Here is a 16,392-nt window from a genome sequence, read left to right on the forward strand (position 1 = left end):
GCGAAAGAAGTTAAAAGATATCACAGGGATATCACAGGATTATAAAAAATACTGCTACTCGGGGTTTGCCAACAGCCCATTTCGTTGGGATGGCAAGCCCCCTTGTTTTATATAGGCGAAAAGTTCACAGAGTCCTTACAAAAAGTTTATAGAAGTGTACCTTTTTGTGATCAGGACGTTATACGCTATCGCTTAATTTGTTGGAAGGACCTATAACCTTACAATAGCTTACGGATGGGGCCTTTACAACTAAAAGCCGCGCTTGGAACATCTTCCTTCTTTGAATAAGGGTTAGCCAAGGATAGATGTTGCTCAACAAATGTTGAAGTGTTGGTGAAAATTAATTGTGTTTGTTTTTACGGAAGGACCCTGTGGAAGAATTTCCACGGGGTTTTTTTATCCATGCAAACCCCGGTTATTCCCAGGAATCAAAATGTTGGTTCATTTGTTCAAAATTATAGCTGCCCACTATTTTTTTTCGATGTACAAAGGTCACTAGGGTAAGACCCATGAGCAAAAGATACAGCGCAAATATGGCAATCCCCATGGGAATAAAGGTAACGGGCATAACATGATCGGCATAATCGGAATAGCTCAGTAGAATGGAAAGTGTTTCCATCGCTTTGTAGAGATACACTAGGAAAATCACGTAGAGTGTATATTCTAAATTGCGCATTTGCGGATCGGCGATCTCCTCTTCCTTGATTTTGAACCATATAGCATACAGAAAGGTAAAGTGTACCAAGGTCAACAACGGAAAGATATAATTGTCGAATTTAAAAAAATAGAACTTATTGGTATGGAGACCGTAAAAATTAAGTAGCACCAACAGCCCAAGAGTTCCTATTGAAAGGACCAAACTCCGTTTCCAATTCAGCAGCCGCAACAAAAATTTCATAGTAAGTAGGTTTCAAGGTTTGGGGAACCCCCGTTCGGGTTTTAGAACGCCACCCGATTTCCTTTATTTTAAAAAATTCGATGAACGGATGGCAATGTTGGGTATGTTCAAAAAGCTGTGGTGAAATGTATCGTGTACAACCCCTTCACTAACCGATTTGAGTTTCGGCTGGGGCAGGTGATTTCTTAAGCGGATACCATTTAAAATAAGTAAGGCTTCTCCATACCCATTCTAGTGGGCCATAGTGGAAATTCCGCAACCACCAGGCACTGAAAGCCATTTGTAAAGCAATGACTGCCAGTCCAATAAGGAACGTATAGATGTTTCGAAGCTCTCCCAGATAACCCAGTCCCCAACCGAAGAGCAAAAAGGTTCCGAGGATACTCTGCGCCACATAGTTGGTAAGGGCCATACGTCCATAGGGTGCAAAACTGCCCAACCATTTTTTGCCCCTGAGGGTCCTATAGCCCATTGTGAAAAGGGCAAGGAGTATAAAGGTCATGGCAATATTGTTCAGGTCAATGGCGGTGAGTCCGGCCATGGCCAACCAGTTATCAAACTGTACCTCGGGGCCCAATTGCATGAAAATAAGTGCCAATAGCGCAAGTGAAACCACAAAAAGGATCAGGGACCAGATCAGCACCTTTTTTACCAATTTTTTATGATCCAAAAAGTTTTGGAAAAACTGGAGTCGGCCCACATAGAGTCCCAAAAGAAAAAAGGCAAAGGTGAGATAGGCCCTGGAGAAGATTCCCAATTGAAATTCGGCTTTCATGATATGTCCTTGATAGCCGTTGGAATAGAATACTTCGCCCAGCGTCCCATTCTTAATGATATCGAAGTAGGAAACGATTTCTGGGCTATCAGGGGCAAACCCAGTTTCCATAAAGAGGCTTTCACCCTGCGTAAGCGCAAATACGATATAGCGTCCAAGACCCAGAAAGATTAGGCATATAATCCCCAATATCCATTTGTTTTTTACCCGATAGAAGGGGATGAGCAAAATACCCAGCAGTGCATAGATGGTCAAGATATCCCCTCTGTAGAAAAGATGGTGCACATATCCTATGGCCAAGAGGATGAGAAGCCGCCATAAAAAACGTCCTCCGAACTGGGCACCCTTGGCATTGGCGTTGTCCATTTGGATAAAAAAGCTAAGCCCAAAAAGAAAGGAAAAGAGCGCAAAGAACTTGCCCCGAAGGAAAAGGCCTATAAAAACATCGACAACGGAATCGGCTACACCGGCATGGGTAGCATCCATAACCCCTTCGGGCGTGGGTGCGCCTACGTAGTTCTCTACCATATGGACAATGACAATACCTGCCAAGGCTATGCCCCGCAGGGCGTCCACAATTTCGATGCGTTTTTTGGGAGGGGAGGCTACTGACATGACCCTTTGTTTTTAGATTGATACTCATAAGACGTACCTCAGTAGCGATCGTTACACTTTCTAAGGGAAACCTATTCCACCAACCGGATAACCTCACCGTTTACCTTGCCCTCCACACTTTTTAGGTAGGCGTTCACCACCTTGTGCATGGGCACCGGAGTGTGTCCCGGAAAATAATCCTTGTATTTTTCGTAGGCGTCAACGACCAGGTCCGAGCAAACCGCATTGATCCGTAAGCCATTTTCCAGTTCCAGGGCAACCGCTTTCACAAAGCTGTGTATGCCCCCGTTTACCATGGCGGCACTGGTGGTCATATCCACAGGTTGGTCCGCGAGTATTCCCGTGGTCAACGTAAAGGACCCTTTGGGATTTAGATAGTCCTTTCCAATGCGCACCACATTGACCTGCCCCATGAGCTTGCTTTTTATCCCAATATAGAAATCGGCTTCACTCAGTGAGGCAAAGGGCGCCCATTTGGCCTCACCGGCCGTACAGACCACGGCATCTACCTTACCTGTTTTTTCAAAGAGCGCCAAGATGGATTTGGAATCGGCCAAATCTACCCGTTCAGTTCCCGAAGAGCGGTTGGCATTGATGACCGTATGTCTTTTTTCCAATTCCTGGGCTACTTTTTTGCCAATGGTGCCATGGCCCCCTATAATGAGTATTTTCATATGTCCAAAATACAAAAAAACCAAAAGAGCGATTCAAAAAGTTGTCTTTTGCACCCTTGCCATCGTATCTTTAGCCAAGCCTTATTTTCACCCATGCAACATCGGTATTGTTATTTGGTTCGTATCCAGTTTTTGGGGTTTAGATATAGCGGTTGGCAAAAACAACCCGGGGAAAGGACTATTGAAGGAATGCTAACCAAAACCTTGAAGTTTGTACTGCCCGAGGCCCGGTTTAAGATTCTGGGGGCAGGCCGTACGGATGCCAAGGTATCGGCCCTGGAAGCGGCCTTTGAGCTTTTTATCGAGGATGCCCCCATACCGGACCTTTCTAAATTTTTGAATGAATGCAATGAGAACTTACCTCCTGATATTAAGGTTATTAACATCAACAAAGTAGACAATAGCTTCAATATCATTCAGCACAGCAAGAGCAAGGAATACATCTACCTGTTTTCCTTTGGCGCAAAAAACCACCCCTATTGCGCACCCTTTATGGCCAATCATATAGGCCCGCTCAACATTGAACTGATGCAGAAGGCCGCTCGCTTGTTCGAGGGCACACATAACTTTAAGGCCTATACGTCCCGGCCAAGGCCAAATACCTTACTGCTGCGTACGATAAGCTCTTGCGAAATACGGGAAAACAAGGTGCTCAAGGCCAATTTCTTTCCTGAAAGGTCTTATGCACTGCACGTACAGGGCGCGGGTTTTATGCGGTATCAGATTCGGATGATCATGGGAGCCCTGATACAGTTGGGCAGGGGAGAACTGTCCATGGATATGATCAAGGCCTCCTTGCAGGAGGATACGCAGGTGCAGATTACCTATGTGGCGCCTGGATCGGGTTTGCTGTTACACCGCCTCGAGTTCGAATAGCCATGGCTATACTATTATTTTTTGTACATTGGAGCTAAATGTAGGTCCATGCCCTCTTGGTTGTTCATATTGTTGCTCGTACTGGGCATCTATCTGCTCATTAGTATTCTGCTCTACTTTCTGCAGGATTTCCTCATGTTCAAACCTGAGAAATTGCCCAAGGACTTTCAATTCCATTACGAGAACCAGGAGATTCAGGAATATAATGTAACCACAAGGGATGGTGCAGTAATCAACGGGCTGCGTTTTAAGGCCAAACATCCCAAGGGCGTGGTGTTTTACCTAAAGGGCAATTCCAAGAGCATCAAGGGGTGGGGGAAGTTTGCGGTAGATTTTACACGGCACGGTTACGACGTCATCATGGTAGATTATCGCGGTTTTGGAAAGAGCACTGGACGCAGAACGCAAAAGGCCATAAAAAGGGACCTACAGGTCATCTATAACAAACTAAAGGAAAGTGTTGCGGAAAAATATATTATTCTGTACGGGCGTTCCCTGGGTTCTGGTTTTGCCACAAAATTGGCCTCCATGAACAATCCCCGAATGCTGATCTTGGATGCACCTTATTACAGCTTAAGCAAGGTGGCCAAGAAGTTTATCCCTTTTATGCCGCTTTCCATTTTGATCAAGTTTCCCATGCCCACCTACAAATGGTTAAAATACGTGAACTGCCCCATCCATATCATCCATGGTACGGACGATCGGCTCATACCGTACAAGACCAGCGTAAAACTGTCCAAAATAAAACCGCATCTCACTAGGCTGTATACGGTGATCGGGGGCGGACACAAAAACTTGAACACCTTTGAATCCTACCATAGGATGCTCAATGAAATTATTACCACAAGGCCCAAACCGGTTAATCTGGAGGGCTCCAGTATTCATGTAAAACACACTTCAAAAAGAACCAATGCGGAAGCTTAGGAAGACCGTCATCCTCCTACTTGTCCTCCCAGGCCTATTGCTAACTATGCTCTATTTTATTCAGGAAAAGCTTATTTTTTTACCCACGCGACTGCCTGCAGATTATGGCTATACTTTTAGGTCGGACTTTGAGGAACTTTTTTTGCCCACGGAAGACGGCGCAAGGCTCAACGCACTCCATTTTAAACAGCCTGGGTCTCAAGGTGTAATCCTGTATTTTCACGGCAATGCGGGCGACCTTTCGCGTTGGGGTACCGTCGCCCCTTTATTTATGGAGAAGGGCTATGATGTTCTGGTGATGGACTACAGGACGTACGGTAAAAGTACAGGCAAATTGAGCGAAGCGGCCCTGCATAAGGACGCGCAGCGTTTTTACGATTATCTCTTGCAACGGTATAACGAGAATCAGATCGTGCTGTACGGACGTTCGCTGGGAAGCGGCGTTGCAGCGCGTCTCGCGTCTGGGAACCAACCCGCACAGCTCATCCTGGAAACACCCTATTATAGCCTAATGGATGTTGCCCAGGAGCGGTTCCCCTTTTTGCCAATGAAGTGGTTGTTGAAATATAAACTACCATCCCATAGCTATGTACAGGAGGTCACATGTCCTATTACCATTTTCCATGGTACGGACGATAGGGTAGTGCCCTATGGCTCTGGACAACGCTTGTTTGAAGCTATACCCGGTCCACAAAAAAGAATGTATACGATAGAAGGCGGCGGACATAATAACCTGATTGATTTTCGCCCCTATCACGATGGGATCGATACGGTACTGGGTCAGTCAAAAAGTCCGGAGGACAAATAACGATCACCACGGTCACAGACAATGGAAACGATGACCCCGCTTTCCAGACTTTCCGCCAACCGCACGGCGGCACAGGCGGCCCCGCCGCTGCTCATCCCCGAAAAGATACCCTCTTCCTTGGCCAGTCTTCGGGCCATCTTCACGGCCTCGTCCTCGCTGACCTCCATAATGCGATCTACCTTTTTGGGGTTAAAGATCTTGGGCAGGTATTCCTCTGGCCACTTGCGTATGCCCGGGATTTTGGACCCATCGGTAGGTTGTACCCCTACAATTTGTATGTCCTTGCTTTTTTCCTTTAAAAAAGTGGAGGTCCCCATGATGGTTCCCGTGGTTCCCATGGAAGAGACAAAGTGTGTAATGCCCCCTTTGGTATCGTTCCAAATTTCAGGACCCGTGGTCTGGTAGTGCGATTTCCAATTGTCGTCATTGGCAAACTGGTTGAGCATTACAAAATCCTCATGTGCTACCTTGGTCTCTACGTAGTCCCGTGCACCTTCAATGCCAACTTCGGCCGAGGTGAGGGTAACCTTGGCGCCATAGGCCCGCATGGTCTGCACCCGCTCCTTGGTAGAATTGGCGGGCATTACCAATTCGATATTAAGATTGTAGATACCGGCAATCATGGCCAAGGCGATGCCAGTGTTACCACTGGTGGCCTCGATCAGTCTGGATTTTTCGTTTATATCGCCTCTTTCCAAAGCGCTTTTAATCATATTAAAGGCCGCTCTGTCCTTTACGCTCCCACCCGGATTATGCCCTTCCAGTTTAAAGAATAACTGTATCTTGGGGTTCGGGTTCAGCGCTTTGGAGGCCACTAATGGTGTGTTCCCGATCAAATCCAATAAGCTATGAGACATGCGGTAGGGTCTTTATCTTAATTTCCGGGGTGTGGAAGACTGTGGAATTGGCGGGCACGGAAGCAGTGAGCCAGGCATTACCTCCAATGACAGAATTTTCCCCGATGACCGTATCACCGCCCAGAATGGTGGCGTTCGCATAAATGGTGACATTGTCCTCAATGGTGGGATGGCGTTTTACACGCTGCAGGCTCTTGGCCACATAGAGCGCGCCCAGGGTAACCCCCTGATACAGTTTTACATTATCCTTGATAACCGCAGTCTCTCCGATGACCACACCGGTAGCATGGTCTATAAAAAAGGAGTTTCCTATACGCGCTCCGGGATTGATGTCCACTCCCGTTTGTCTGTGCGCATATTCGGTCATAAGACGGGGCACCATGGGAAAACCTTCCACATAGAGTTCGTGCGCGAGCCGATAAATGGCTATGGCATAAAAACCGGGATAGGCCATATACACTTCTTCAATGGAAAGCGAGGCCGGATCGCAACTTACAATGGCCTCCGCATCCTTATTGAGCTTTTCCAAAACGGCAGGCAACTGGGAAACATACTTTTCCCATATTTTGCTGCACGGTTTCTCCGCATCCCAGCACGCCAAGTTCATCAGGGTGTCGAACTCCGCTTCCAGAAGATCCAAATTTTTCTCCACAGGGGTCTCAATATCGAACAAGGTATAAAAGAGGCGATCCGTAAAGGCCTCCACATTCCGCTTTAATTGATACCGGAGATTGGGTTGTTTTTTGTGCTGGTTTATTTTTTTTATGATGCCGGACTTGTCCATATCTTTAACATTAGAGTACCAAAATTAACCAATATTTTAAAAGCGCCTTCTTCAAAATGGTTAACTTTAGCTTAAAATATTCAGGACCTAGGTCGTATGCAAACAACAGTAATTACTAAAGAAGCCCTACATTTTCTCGGGCAATTGGACAAAAACAACAATAGGGAGTGGTTCACCGATCACAAAAAAGAATTCAAGGCACATGAAGCGAATGTGAAGTCGTTCTACGAGGCCTTAAAGGAACGGATGGGAAGCCATGATGAGATAGAAAAGCTAAAAATGTTCCGCATTTATCGCGATGTGCGATTTTCCAAGGATAAAACCCCGTACAAGGCCCATTTTGCAGGCTCTTTTTCCCGGGCTGGGGCCAGGCTCCGCGGCGGGTATTATTTGCGTATCAAACCCAAGGAGACTTTTATCGCGGTCGGATTTTGGGAACCCAATAAGGAAGATCTTTTTCGGATCCGAAAGGAGTTTGAAATGGACGCGGCACCCATGCGCAAGGTGCTGGACAACACTGCCTTCAAAAAAATATGGGGCGAAATCCAGGGCGATGCCGTGAAAACGGCCCCCAAAGGTTTTGACAAGGAAGACCCCAATATTGACCTGATCAGAAGGAAGCAGTTTATCTTTGTGCGGAATTTTACCGATAAAGAGGTGCTGGCACCCAATTTTCTGGCGCAAGTGGACGATTCCTTTAAGGCCATACGACCCTATTTTGATCTGATGAGCGATATCCTGACCACCAACCTTAACGGCGAGTCCCTATTGGACCAATAGCTCGTTCTGCAATAGTTGTATCTGGTCCTTAAGGCGTTCTATGACCATGTTCATCATCCGCTTGTTAAGAGCAGAGGAATTCAGGATATAGGTTTCGTATTCATCCAGGGTAAACTGCCCAATGATCATCCCTTTCAGGGAGTTTCGGAACTTAATGTCCTTTTGCACCGCATTTTCTATATACAGGAGCTGCCTTTCCAAGGATAGCTCGTAAAAGGCGTTTTTGTACTTCCTTACATAGTTGGAAAAAGCGGCGATCAACAGATAGTTTTGCAGTTTGATGATAGGGCGGAGGGTCCGGTTCTGAAAACGTTCATCATCACTCATATCGTCGGTAACTTTGGCGGAAGGAATCTCTGGACGGATCTGTAAGAGATTTTGTGACCTAGTGGACATCGCAAGAAGTTTTTATAAAGATAGCCATTGAGCCCCCCGACATTTTGTGGTCCCGAATTAGTTTTTAACGGGTTTATGAACAAGCAATGGTCCCGCCAAAAGCAGGCTAAAGCAGTTTCTGGGCCACTTCCAGCCAGGTATCGGCCCGCTCAAAACCATTGGAATTCACGTTATGTGGTGAGGTGAAGAGAATAGATCGGCCATCGAATTGTTGCAGGTTGTAACTGCGGTCGTCGATCAGGATATCCCCTTTTAGAATGCCCTTGTCCCCACAGAGGATGCGGTTTTTCCAGTGGATATAGGGAAAATGCATATCCAGCCATTCCGACTTTTCGCGAAGCGAGTTGGGAAATTCCATGGCGGCCGAGGCAATATAGACCTCATACTTGGCGGCGAGTTCCTTTAAGACGTCCTTGCTGTCCCGTATAGGGGCCAGGTCCAAAAAGAATCCGTCGGTATAGGCGTGCTTGCGTACACTGGCCTGTCGGTCTTCAGGTACCATTTGCCATACCTCGCTCCCCTTACAGCTGTCCAGGGAAAGCGATTCTCCAAACTCACGGTTATACAGTGCTATATGTGCGCCATAGGTGTCCGCTAGGACTTCGTCCATATCTACAAATAAGGTCATCGTTTAATATTTGTACGAAGTACGAAAAAGTATGGGTAAAAGGGAAGCAAATGCCGAAAATTAATTTTTCTAAGCTCAAGTGCAAGTGCAAGTGCAAGTTCAAGATTCTTCGCTTTGCTCTGAATGACAACACACATTGATTTGTCGTTCCGAGCCTGTGAGGAATCTAACATTTCAATACCAGCCGCTATTGTTCACTGCCAACTGAAAACTGCTTACTGCCAACTGTCAACTGTTCATTGCTTCCGGTTTCTCATTTATTGCCAATTGCTAACTGTTTATTGCTAATTGTTAATTGTGCACAACCACGATTTACACAAGCTTTCCCACCATTCGTACAAATCTTCTTTCAGCTCATAGGGAAAAAAGGTACTTTTCTTTGAACGCTTAAAAACCAAACCATGAAGTTCCTGAGAATTGTCCTTCCCATCCTCCTGTTTGCCTTTTTTGTCCTGCTTCTCTTTCAGTCGTGCTACTCCGTTCGGCTTCGAAGCGTAAACGGTGCGCCCATGCCCGACCCATTGAGTACCCGGACCGATTATTATCGGGATATGCAGGTAGTAGAGCTCGACACGACCATCGGTATCGATCTAACTACCAAGGATTTTACCCTCCTGATCAAGGAAACCGACCTTTGCCCCACGGGCAAACTGCACACCGTGGAATACCGCAGCACCCTGGGCGGCGTGCTGTTGAGCGGCATTACCTTTGGAAGAAAACGAAGGGTAAGGATTAAATATGTATGTATGAAACCCACCAATTAAAAACCCATGGCCACCACCAAGACACACCCTAAAACAGAATGGGACACGCTGCACAACAACGGTCCCTTTCCACTAAAAAGCCTCCATATCACTGAATTGGAAGGGCAGGGGAACCTGCCTTCAAAGATCGATCGCTATAACGATGCGGCAAAGGAAATACGCCGACTCATCAAAGAGGCCCACAATGCCAACCAGGGCTTTAGGGCCTATGGCTCGCGCTGGTCCATGTCTAGCATCGCCCATCAAAAGGACCAGATGCATTACAACGGCTTTATGAACATTGGGATGTCACTTTCTCCCCAGGACCTTCACCAAAACAGCCCTTACAATGCCGCTAACCTGTTTCTTTTTGAGTGCGGAAACACAATCAAACGGGTTTCCGAGGTGCTCGCCACCCATGGGAAATCCTTAAAGACCACCGGGGCCAGCAACGGGCAGACCATAGCGGGCTGTATTTCCACAGGCGTGCACGGCTCCGCACTGGACGTAGGTTCCGTGCAGGACTATGTGGTAGGCCTTAACCTGATTATTGGTCCGGATCCGGGCGATATCGTGTACCTGGAGCGGCACACCCAACCGGCCCTGAGCAACGCCTTTGCCCAAAAAATACAGGCCAAGGTAATCCGCAACGACGGACTCTTTAATGCCGTGCTCGTAGGCCTGGGCGCCTTTGGGTTTATTCACGGCGTGGTCATTGAGGCGGAAGATCGCTTTCTGCTAAAACGCTACGTGCGAAAGGTAAAAAAACAGACGGCCTTTGACCTGGCCAAGACGATGGATTTCAAAAATTCCACCTTTACCATCGCAGGGGAGACCGATGCCCAGGGAAAGGGCAAACGGCCCTATCATTACAAGGTATTCATCAATCCCTACCCCAATACGGATGAGTGCATTGTGGAGCTGATCTATAAAAAACCCTATGCAGTACCTTATCCCGACCCCTTTCCGGTAATCAAAACCTCGATCTACAAGGACCTTATCTATCTCTTGATCAAGATCAGTGAGCAATTTCCCAAGAGTATCCCCTGGTTCATTAAACGGTTGGAGAAGACCATCCTTCCTGCAGTGAACGAGGTTTCTACGGGTACCTTGGCCGAGACTTTTTGGGACGCGCCCTATCAGGGTCCGGCGTTTGCTTGTTCGGTAGGGGTAAGCCATACGGATTCTCCCAAGGCACTGCAGGTGCTAACCGATATGACCAAGAACGAGGGCCCCATTCCTGGTATATTCGCCATGCGCTTCATCAAACGCTCAAAAGGCACACTGTCCTTTGCGCGCTTTCCCATCACCTGTATGTTGGAGATCGATGGCGTACTCTGGAAAAAAACGAACAGTATTATGAGCCTAACGGAATATTCCCGACGTATGATACAGGTACTGCAACAGCACAACATTCCGTTTACCATTCACTGGGGCAAGAATTCGGATTGGGACTTTCCGGGACTCATTCCCCATATGTACGGCAACGACGCCACCAGTTGGAAGACCTATAGAAGCGCCCTGCTTTCCGATAACATGCAACAGTTGTTCTCCAATGATTTTTTGGAACGTACAGGGCTTGCCGATAAGCAACAGCAAATTCCACCAAACCTTATTGCATCGTTAGCTTAAATAAAAGAATCTAACCCACTAAAAATAAGTAATATGGAGATTGAAAAAACTAGGGTAGAGCTGGAATACGAACTTCGGCTCACAAAGAAAATCCTACAGCGCATCTTGGAGATGAACAAGGACCTAAAGACCCCCGATGCCAAGGAGGTAGACCAGATCGAGGCCACACTGCGATCCGAGTTGGAGCGGGACTATCCCAGATTTAAAATTCAAAGAAAGAAATAGTCATGGAAAGTAATGTACTTACCGATCTTAGCGAGAGGATCCATAAAGTAACCGTGGAAAAATCTACGGTAGACGAAAAGCGGGAAAGGAATCGGGGCACCCTGGCCATGGTGTTTGTTATTCTTTTCTTCTGCGTCATTTTCGTGACCTTCATCATCGGCTATACCACCGAAGATTTTCAGATCCAGGACTACAAAGACCTATTGACTACCGTGTCCTCCATTTTATCAGGACCGCTGGGCTTTATCATCGGTTTCTATTTTAAGGAAAAGTACGCTACGGGGACCAATACGGATACCACCTAGGAACGAAGGTGCTTGTTTGCCCTAATTTTCGTAACTTACTAACATGCAATGTCTTGTAAGCCATGTTAAAAGTAAAACAGCGGATCAGTATAGTGGCGGCCCTTGTTTTTGCGACAGCAATGGCCTTTGGTCAGACCGCGGAGGAAAGTAAAAGGGAGCAAATGGTAGAAACACAGTTACAGGCCAGGGATATTACAGATCCGGGCACCCTCGCTGCCATGTTGAATGTTCCCAGACACGAGTTTGTACCGGAGCGGATCAAGCAATACGCCTATGAGGATAATGCCCTACCTATTGGTAAGGGGCAGACCATTTCCCAACCCTATATTGTGGCTTTTATGACGCAGGCACTACAACTACGTTCGGGACAAAAGGTGCTTGAAATAGGTACCGGATCGGGCTATCAGGCCGCGGTATTGGCAAAGATCGTGGATTCGGTATATACCATAGAGATCGTGAAGGAACTGGCGGAAAGCGCCAAGGCACGCCTAGATCGTTTGGGCTACGGCAATGTAAAAGTGAAACGTGGAGATGGCTACCATGGTTGGCCGGCCCAGGCCCCCTTTGATGCCATCATGGTTACCGCCGGGGCCGACACCATACCGGAACCCCTATTGGAGCAACTTAAAATAGGGGGGCGCCTCATTATCCCGTTGGGTCGCTATACTACTAAACAACTGGTCCTGGCCATCAAAAAGAAGGACAAGGTAGTGACCAAAAACCTTATGGCCGTACGTTTTGTGCCTTTCACACGGGAGGAGTAGAAAAGTGGACGTTTTAATCCGACCTGTTGACCGTATTACTGCTTAAAGTAAGAGTATTGCTATGATTTTTTGTACGAAAGAAGTATATTTATGAAGTCGTTCACCTAAAAACAAATTACCAATCATTTATGTTCTGCCTGGTCTATAAATCCATTGCCGACCCTATTTTTGAACCGGTCCAAATTCAGGAAATGCTCGAAAAGGCCAGGGTTTTCAATGAAACCCAAGGGATTACGGGCTGCCTGTTGCATTATGACGGCGTATTTATCCAATATCTTGAAGGAAATCAGCTAAAGGTGCTGACCCTTTTTGATAAGATCAACAAGGATCCCCGCCATAAGGACCTTATTTTACTTTCGCACGGCTATATCGAAAAGAGGGAATTCAAAAAATGGGAAATGGCTTTTGAAAATTTTATGGGCGAAAACGACCAACTTCAGTTCCTCAGACTTCTGGTGGGTTCCTATATCCAGGATGCGGACAATGCCATGGATCCCAATCCTACCTCCAAGTTTTTCTGGCGCACGGCCAAACGGCTCCTGGGTACCAAACATTCCGAACGTTATCGTTAATACAGCTTCCCAAGCCTCCATTCTCCTTTTTCTGTAGGGGACAACAAAACTTTTACTAAATTTAGGGGCATCACGCCAAAACCAAAACAAATGAACGCACGTACCAAGTATCTTTTTGTCCTTTTGGGCATCGCAATAGCCTTGGGAATTGCCTGGAACAGGGCCGTTACCATACCGGAAGAAGAGCACAAATTTGTGTTCGGGGATGCCCTCCCGGACGCACCCGAACTGGCCCAACGTGGTGCTTATGGGGTAGGGGTACAAACCTTGGAATTGGTGCATAAAAACCAAGCCGATATCTTGAATATAAAGGAGGGAAAAGCGCCCCTCTATGACCGGCCCATCACCATAGAGTTGTGGTATCCCGCCACCATTCCGGTGGGCATCACACCAATAGAACAATATACCCAGGTACTTGGTAGGAACGGGACACCGGGGCGACCTGTGACGCCCTTTACCTTTAAAGGCAGGGCTTTGCGCGATGCAGCGATCATGGATACGGATACTCCCTATCCCTTGGTCATTCTTTCCCATGGTTATGTGGGCTCCCGGTTTTTGTTTACCTATCTGGCAGAAAACCTGGCCTCCAAAGGCTATGTAGTAGCGTCCATAGATCATACCGATTCCACCTATAGGGATGCCGGTCATTTTACCAGTACGCTGGTCAATCGGTCCTTGGATCAACTTTTTGTGCTCAACGAAATGGACCGTCTGGGCCAAAGTGGTTCCGATAGTTTTCTTTCCGGAAAGGTAGATACTTCCCGTACCGGGCTCATAGGATATTCCATGGGCGGCTATGGGGGACTGAATACGTGTGGTGCAGGCTACAGTGCCACAGCCTTAGGTTTTTTCAAAGGACAAACGGGCGGTAGCGATGCCCTGGATAAACGCGGTATGGACCATGAAGCCTATACCGGTACAATAGACCAGCGGATCAAGGCCTTTGTGGCCCTGGCGCCTTGGGGTATGGCCAACGGGGTATGGGATGCCAAGGGATTGGCAGGCCTAAGAACACCCACGCTCTTCGTCTCGGGCAGCCAGGATGATATTTCCGGTTATGAGAAAGGAGTCAAGGCCATTTATGAGGGCGCTGTGAACAGCGACCGCTATTTGCTCACGTATGTCAATGCCCGACATAACGTAGCGCCCAATCCGCCTGCCGAAGTTACCATGAAACCCGGTCTGGACATCAACGAATATTTACGCTACGCGGATTCCGTATGGGATATGCGACGGATCAATAATGTTAATCAACATTTTATTACCGCTTTTTTGGGCATCCATTTGCAGGACAAAGCGTATGGGGAATACTTAGATCTTAGTGAGGATGCCAATACGGGCAATTGGAAGGGCTTCAAACCACGTACTTCCGTTGGTATGGAATGGCGACATGCCGCGGCGGCGGAATAAATACCGGAATCTAAAGCACAGGACGATATGAAAAGAAGAGATTTTTTAATGAGCACAGGGGCCATGGTGCTCTCCGCGGCCTCCTATGGCCGAATCAAAGGTGCCAACGACCGCGTAGGTGTTGCCCTGGTGGGTTCCGGAAGGAGGGGGAGATGGGTGTTGAACAAAATGTTGGAGACCGATAGGATTGCGGCCCTGTCCCTATGTGATGTTTGGGACGAGCAAATGAACCGGGCTCAGGCGCAGTTGCCACTTCCCAAGATTGCCAGAACTTACGAGTTGGAGGAAGTCCTGGCAGATAAAAATGTGGATGCCGTAATCCTGGCCACCCCGGATCATCTGCACACCGCTTATGCTCAGCGGATTTTGGCTGCCAAAAAACACTTGTATCTGGAAAAGCCCGTCACCCTACATTATAGGGAAGGAACAAAAATAAAAGCCGCCGTACAACAAAGCCAGGTGCTCTGCCAAACCGGTACCCAACAGCGCAGCGGTGCACTGTACAAGCAGGTGAAAGAAGAGTTTTTTGGAGGCTCCAAAAAACTGGGAGATATCGTATTCGTACGGGCGGTCTGGAGCAATTTTGGCTGGCAGCGTAGGAAAATTGAACCACAGCCCCGGCCCAGGAACTTCAAATGGGAGACCTTTTTGGGAGATTCCCGCCAAGTACCCTATGAATGGGCCCGGTATGATGGTTGGCGTCACTACAAGGAATACGGCACCGGCATCCTGTCCGACCTTCTTACGCATTGGGGCGATGTGGCCCAGTGGATGATGGACGATGCGGATCCCTTGAACGCGGTGACATCCGGGGGCATCTATCACCTCAAGGACGGTAGGAGCAATCCGGATACGGTAAATACCATTTTACAGTACAAGGGCGGATGGAACTTTACCTTTGAATGTTCTGTCCTACCCATTAAAAACACCCACGACTCGGTCCTGTTCCACGGCACGGAGGGTAAACTGGAACTCTTTCGGGCAGGGTACATCTACACGCCCCACAGCGGGGAAGCCGTTGAAGTGAAGGCCACCGAAAGTCTGGATACGGCCCATGTCACCAATTTTTTGGACGCGCTAAAAGGCGACGCCAAACTCACCGCCCCAATCGATATAGGCCTGCAGGCCGTTAAGCCGTCGCACTTGGCCGCGGCGGCCTACTGGTCCGGGCAAAGGGCAAGCTTCAATGCGGACCAAACAGGGATAGTAACGGCAGATTGATGGATAGGGCACAACAGATCATCCGACAACTGGAGCTGGTCCCGCATCCAGAGGGCGGGTATTTTAGGGAGACCTACCGAAGCAAGGGTGCTACTACGGTAGCGGACTTTGGAAAGAATGCCCAAAGGAACTTTGCCACCTGTATCTATTTTCTTTTGACTTCAGATATGTTTTCGGCCTTCCATAGAATCAGACAGGATGAGATTTGGCACTTCTATGAAGGTACACCCATTGAACTCCATATGATTTCGAATACTGGGAAACATTCCGAGGTAATCATTGGAAACGACCTAGCTCAAGGACATCGACCCCAATTTGTGGTACCTGCGGAATACTGGTTTGCTGCACGTACCCTAGATGGAGGCGCTTATGCCTTGGTGGGATGCACCGTATCCCCGGGTTTTGATTTTGCCGACTTTGAACTTCCCGAACGTGAGGTCCTATTGGCGGAGTTTCCGGAACATAGAGACATCATTATTCAATTTACCAGGGTATAAAACCTGAC

Annotated in this window: 20 protein-coding genes; 13 read left to right on the top strand and 7 right to left on the bottom strand. The window is 47.7% G+C overall.

Annotated elements, in window-relative coordinates; all coding sequences use genetic code 11:
• Positions 1-415: 415 nt before the first annotated feature.
• From ACRD67_RS07425 to ACRD67_RS07435, 3 genes are all read right to left on the bottom strand, one after another.
• Positions 416-898, bottom strand: coding sequence for a hypothetical protein (locus ACRD67_RS07425; RefSeq protein WP_430966428.1), 483 nt, complete (start codon positions 896-898; stop codon positions 416-418).
• 148 nt (positions 899-1,046) lie between these two features.
• Complete coding sequence (locus ACRD67_RS07430) at positions 1,047-2,288, bottom strand: DUF418 domain-containing protein (RefSeq protein ID WP_430966429.1); 1,242 nt, start codon at positions 2,286-2,288, stop codon at positions 1,047-1,049.
• Positions 2,289-2,359: 71 nt separating this feature from the next.
• Positions 2,360-2,962: a short chain dehydrogenase gene (locus tag ACRD67_RS07435; protein WP_430966430.1), complete on the bottom strand. Its 603-nt coding sequence runs from the start codon at positions 2,960-2,962 to the stop codon at positions 2,360-2,362.
• A 204-nt stretch (positions 2,963-3,166) separates the two neighbouring features.
• Between ACRD67_RS07435 and ACRD67_RS07440 the strand changes: the two genes are divergently transcribed.
• From ACRD67_RS07440 to ACRD67_RS07450, 3 genes are read left to right on the top strand one after another with little or no spacing between them, the layout of a single operon-like run.
• The gene (locus ACRD67_RS07440; RefSeq protein ID WP_430966431.1) at positions 3,167-3,838 is read left to right on the top strand and encodes a tRNA pseudouridine synthase A; all 672 of its coding nucleotides are present in this window, start codon (positions 3,167-3,169) and stop codon (positions 3,836-3,838) included.
• 48 nt (positions 3,839-3,886) lie between these two features.
• Positions 3,887-4,762, top strand: a complete 876-nt coding sequence (locus ACRD67_RS07445; protein ID WP_430966432.1) for an alpha/beta hydrolase — start codon at positions 3,887-3,889, stop codon at positions 4,760-4,762.
• The gene (locus ACRD67_RS07450; protein ID WP_430966433.1) at positions 4,749-5,570 is read left to right on the top strand and encodes an alpha/beta hydrolase; all 822 of its coding nucleotides are present in this window, start codon (positions 4,749-4,751) and stop codon (positions 5,568-5,570) included. The genes ACRD67_RS07445 and ACRD67_RS07450 overlap by 14 nt, the downstream gene beginning before the upstream one ends.
• Here ACRD67_RS07450 and cysM read toward each other — a convergent pair.
• Together cysM and epsC are read right to left on the bottom strand one after the other, a co-directional pair.
• On the bottom strand, positions 5,543-6,427 hold the full coding sequence (gene cysM, locus ACRD67_RS07455; protein WP_430966434.1) for a cysteine synthase CysM: 885 nt from the start codon (positions 6,425-6,427) through the stop codon (positions 5,543-5,545). The two genes, ACRD67_RS07450 and cysM, sit on opposite strands and share 28 nt — an antisense overlap.
• A complete protein-coding gene (epsC, locus tag ACRD67_RS07460; protein ID WP_430966435.1) occupies positions 6,417-7,211 on the bottom strand; it encodes a serine O-acetyltransferase EpsC in 795 nt (264 codons plus the stop codon). The genes cysM and epsC overlap by 11 nt, the downstream gene beginning before the upstream one ends.
• Before the next feature lie 96 nt (positions 7,212-7,307).
• Between epsC and ACRD67_RS07465 the strand changes: the two genes are divergently transcribed.
• Positions 7,308-7,991 carry a DUF2461 domain-containing protein gene (locus ACRD67_RS07465; protein ID WP_430966436.1) on the top strand — a complete coding sequence of 228 codons (684 nt, stop codon included), beginning with the start codon at positions 7,308-7,310 and terminating at the stop codon, positions 7,989-7,991.
• On the opposite strand, the gene ACRD67_RS07470 is transcribed toward ACRD67_RS07465, so the two are convergent.
• Together ACRD67_RS07470 and ACRD67_RS07475 are read right to left on the bottom strand one after the other, a co-directional pair.
• Complete coding sequence (locus ACRD67_RS07470; protein WP_430966437.1) at positions 7,977-8,387, bottom strand: glyoxalase; 411 nt, start codon at positions 8,385-8,387, stop codon at positions 7,977-7,979. The genes ACRD67_RS07465 and ACRD67_RS07470 overlap by 15 nt on opposite strands.
• A 106-nt stretch (positions 8,388-8,493) precedes the next feature.
• The gene (locus tag ACRD67_RS07475) at positions 8,494-9,015 is read right to left on the bottom strand and encodes a 5' nucleotidase, NT5C type (RefSeq protein ID WP_430966438.1); all 522 of its coding nucleotides are present in this window, start codon (positions 9,013-9,015) and stop codon (positions 8,494-8,496) included.
• A 401-nt stretch (positions 9,016-9,416) separates the two neighbouring features.
• Here ACRD67_RS07475 and ACRD67_RS07480 point away from each other — a divergent pair, with 401 nt between their 5' ends.
• From ACRD67_RS07480 to ACRD67_RS07520, 9 genes are all read left to right on the top strand, one after another.
• Positions 9,417-9,779 carry a hypothetical protein gene (locus tag ACRD67_RS07480; RefSeq protein ID WP_430966439.1) on the top strand — a complete coding sequence of 121 codons (363 nt, stop codon included), beginning with the start codon at positions 9,417-9,419 and terminating at the stop codon, positions 9,777-9,779.
• Positions 9,780-9,785: 6 nt separating this feature from the next.
• On the top strand, positions 9,786-11,390 hold the full coding sequence (locus ACRD67_RS07485; protein WP_430966440.1) for an FAD-binding protein: 1,605 nt from the start codon (positions 9,786-9,788) through the stop codon (positions 11,388-11,390).
• Positions 11,391-11,423: 33 nt separating this feature from the next.
• Positions 11,424-11,615 carry a hypothetical protein gene (locus ACRD67_RS07490; protein WP_430966441.1) on the top strand — a complete coding sequence of 64 codons (192 nt, stop codon included), beginning with the start codon at positions 11,424-11,426 and terminating at the stop codon, positions 11,613-11,615.
• A gap of 2 nt (positions 11,616-11,617) precedes the next feature.
• The gene (locus ACRD67_RS07495; protein ID WP_430966442.1) at positions 11,618-11,920 is read left to right on the top strand and encodes a hypothetical protein; all 303 of its coding nucleotides are present in this window, start codon (positions 11,618-11,620) and stop codon (positions 11,918-11,920) included.
• A gap of 62 nt (positions 11,921-11,982) precedes the next feature.
• Positions 11,983-12,684, top strand: a complete 702-nt coding sequence (locus ACRD67_RS07500) for a protein-L-isoaspartate(D-aspartate) O-methyltransferase (RefSeq protein WP_430966443.1) — start codon at positions 11,983-11,985, stop codon at positions 12,682-12,684.
• Positions 12,685-12,812: 128 nt separating this feature from the next.
• The gene (locus tag ACRD67_RS07505; RefSeq protein ID WP_430966444.1) at positions 12,813-13,256 is read left to right on the top strand and encodes a BLUF domain-containing protein; all 444 of its coding nucleotides are present in this window, start codon (positions 12,813-12,815) and stop codon (positions 13,254-13,256) included.
• Positions 13,257-13,346: 90 nt separating this feature from the next.
• On the top strand, positions 13,347-14,666 hold the full coding sequence (locus tag ACRD67_RS07510; protein WP_430966445.1) for an alpha/beta hydrolase family protein: 1,320 nt from the start codon (positions 13,347-13,349) through the stop codon (positions 14,664-14,666).
• A gap of 27 nt (positions 14,667-14,693) precedes the next feature.
• Entirely contained in the window at positions 14,694-15,887 is a 1,194-nt protein-coding gene (locus tag ACRD67_RS07515; protein ID WP_430966446.1) for a Gfo/Idh/MocA family protein, read from the top strand.
• Complete coding sequence (locus ACRD67_RS07520) at positions 15,887-16,384, top strand: cupin domain-containing protein (RefSeq protein WP_430966447.1); 498 nt, start codon at positions 15,887-15,889, stop codon at positions 16,382-16,384. Before ACRD67_RS07515 ends, ACRD67_RS07520 begins: the two co-directional genes overlap by 1 nt.
• Positions 16,385-16,392: the final 8 nt, after the last annotated feature.

It is taken from the genome of Eudoraea algarum (assembly GCF_050589645.1).
In the GTDB taxonomy this organism is placed as follows: Bacteria; Bacteroidota; Bacteroidia; order Flavobacteriales; family Flavobacteriaceae; genus JBNGOQ01.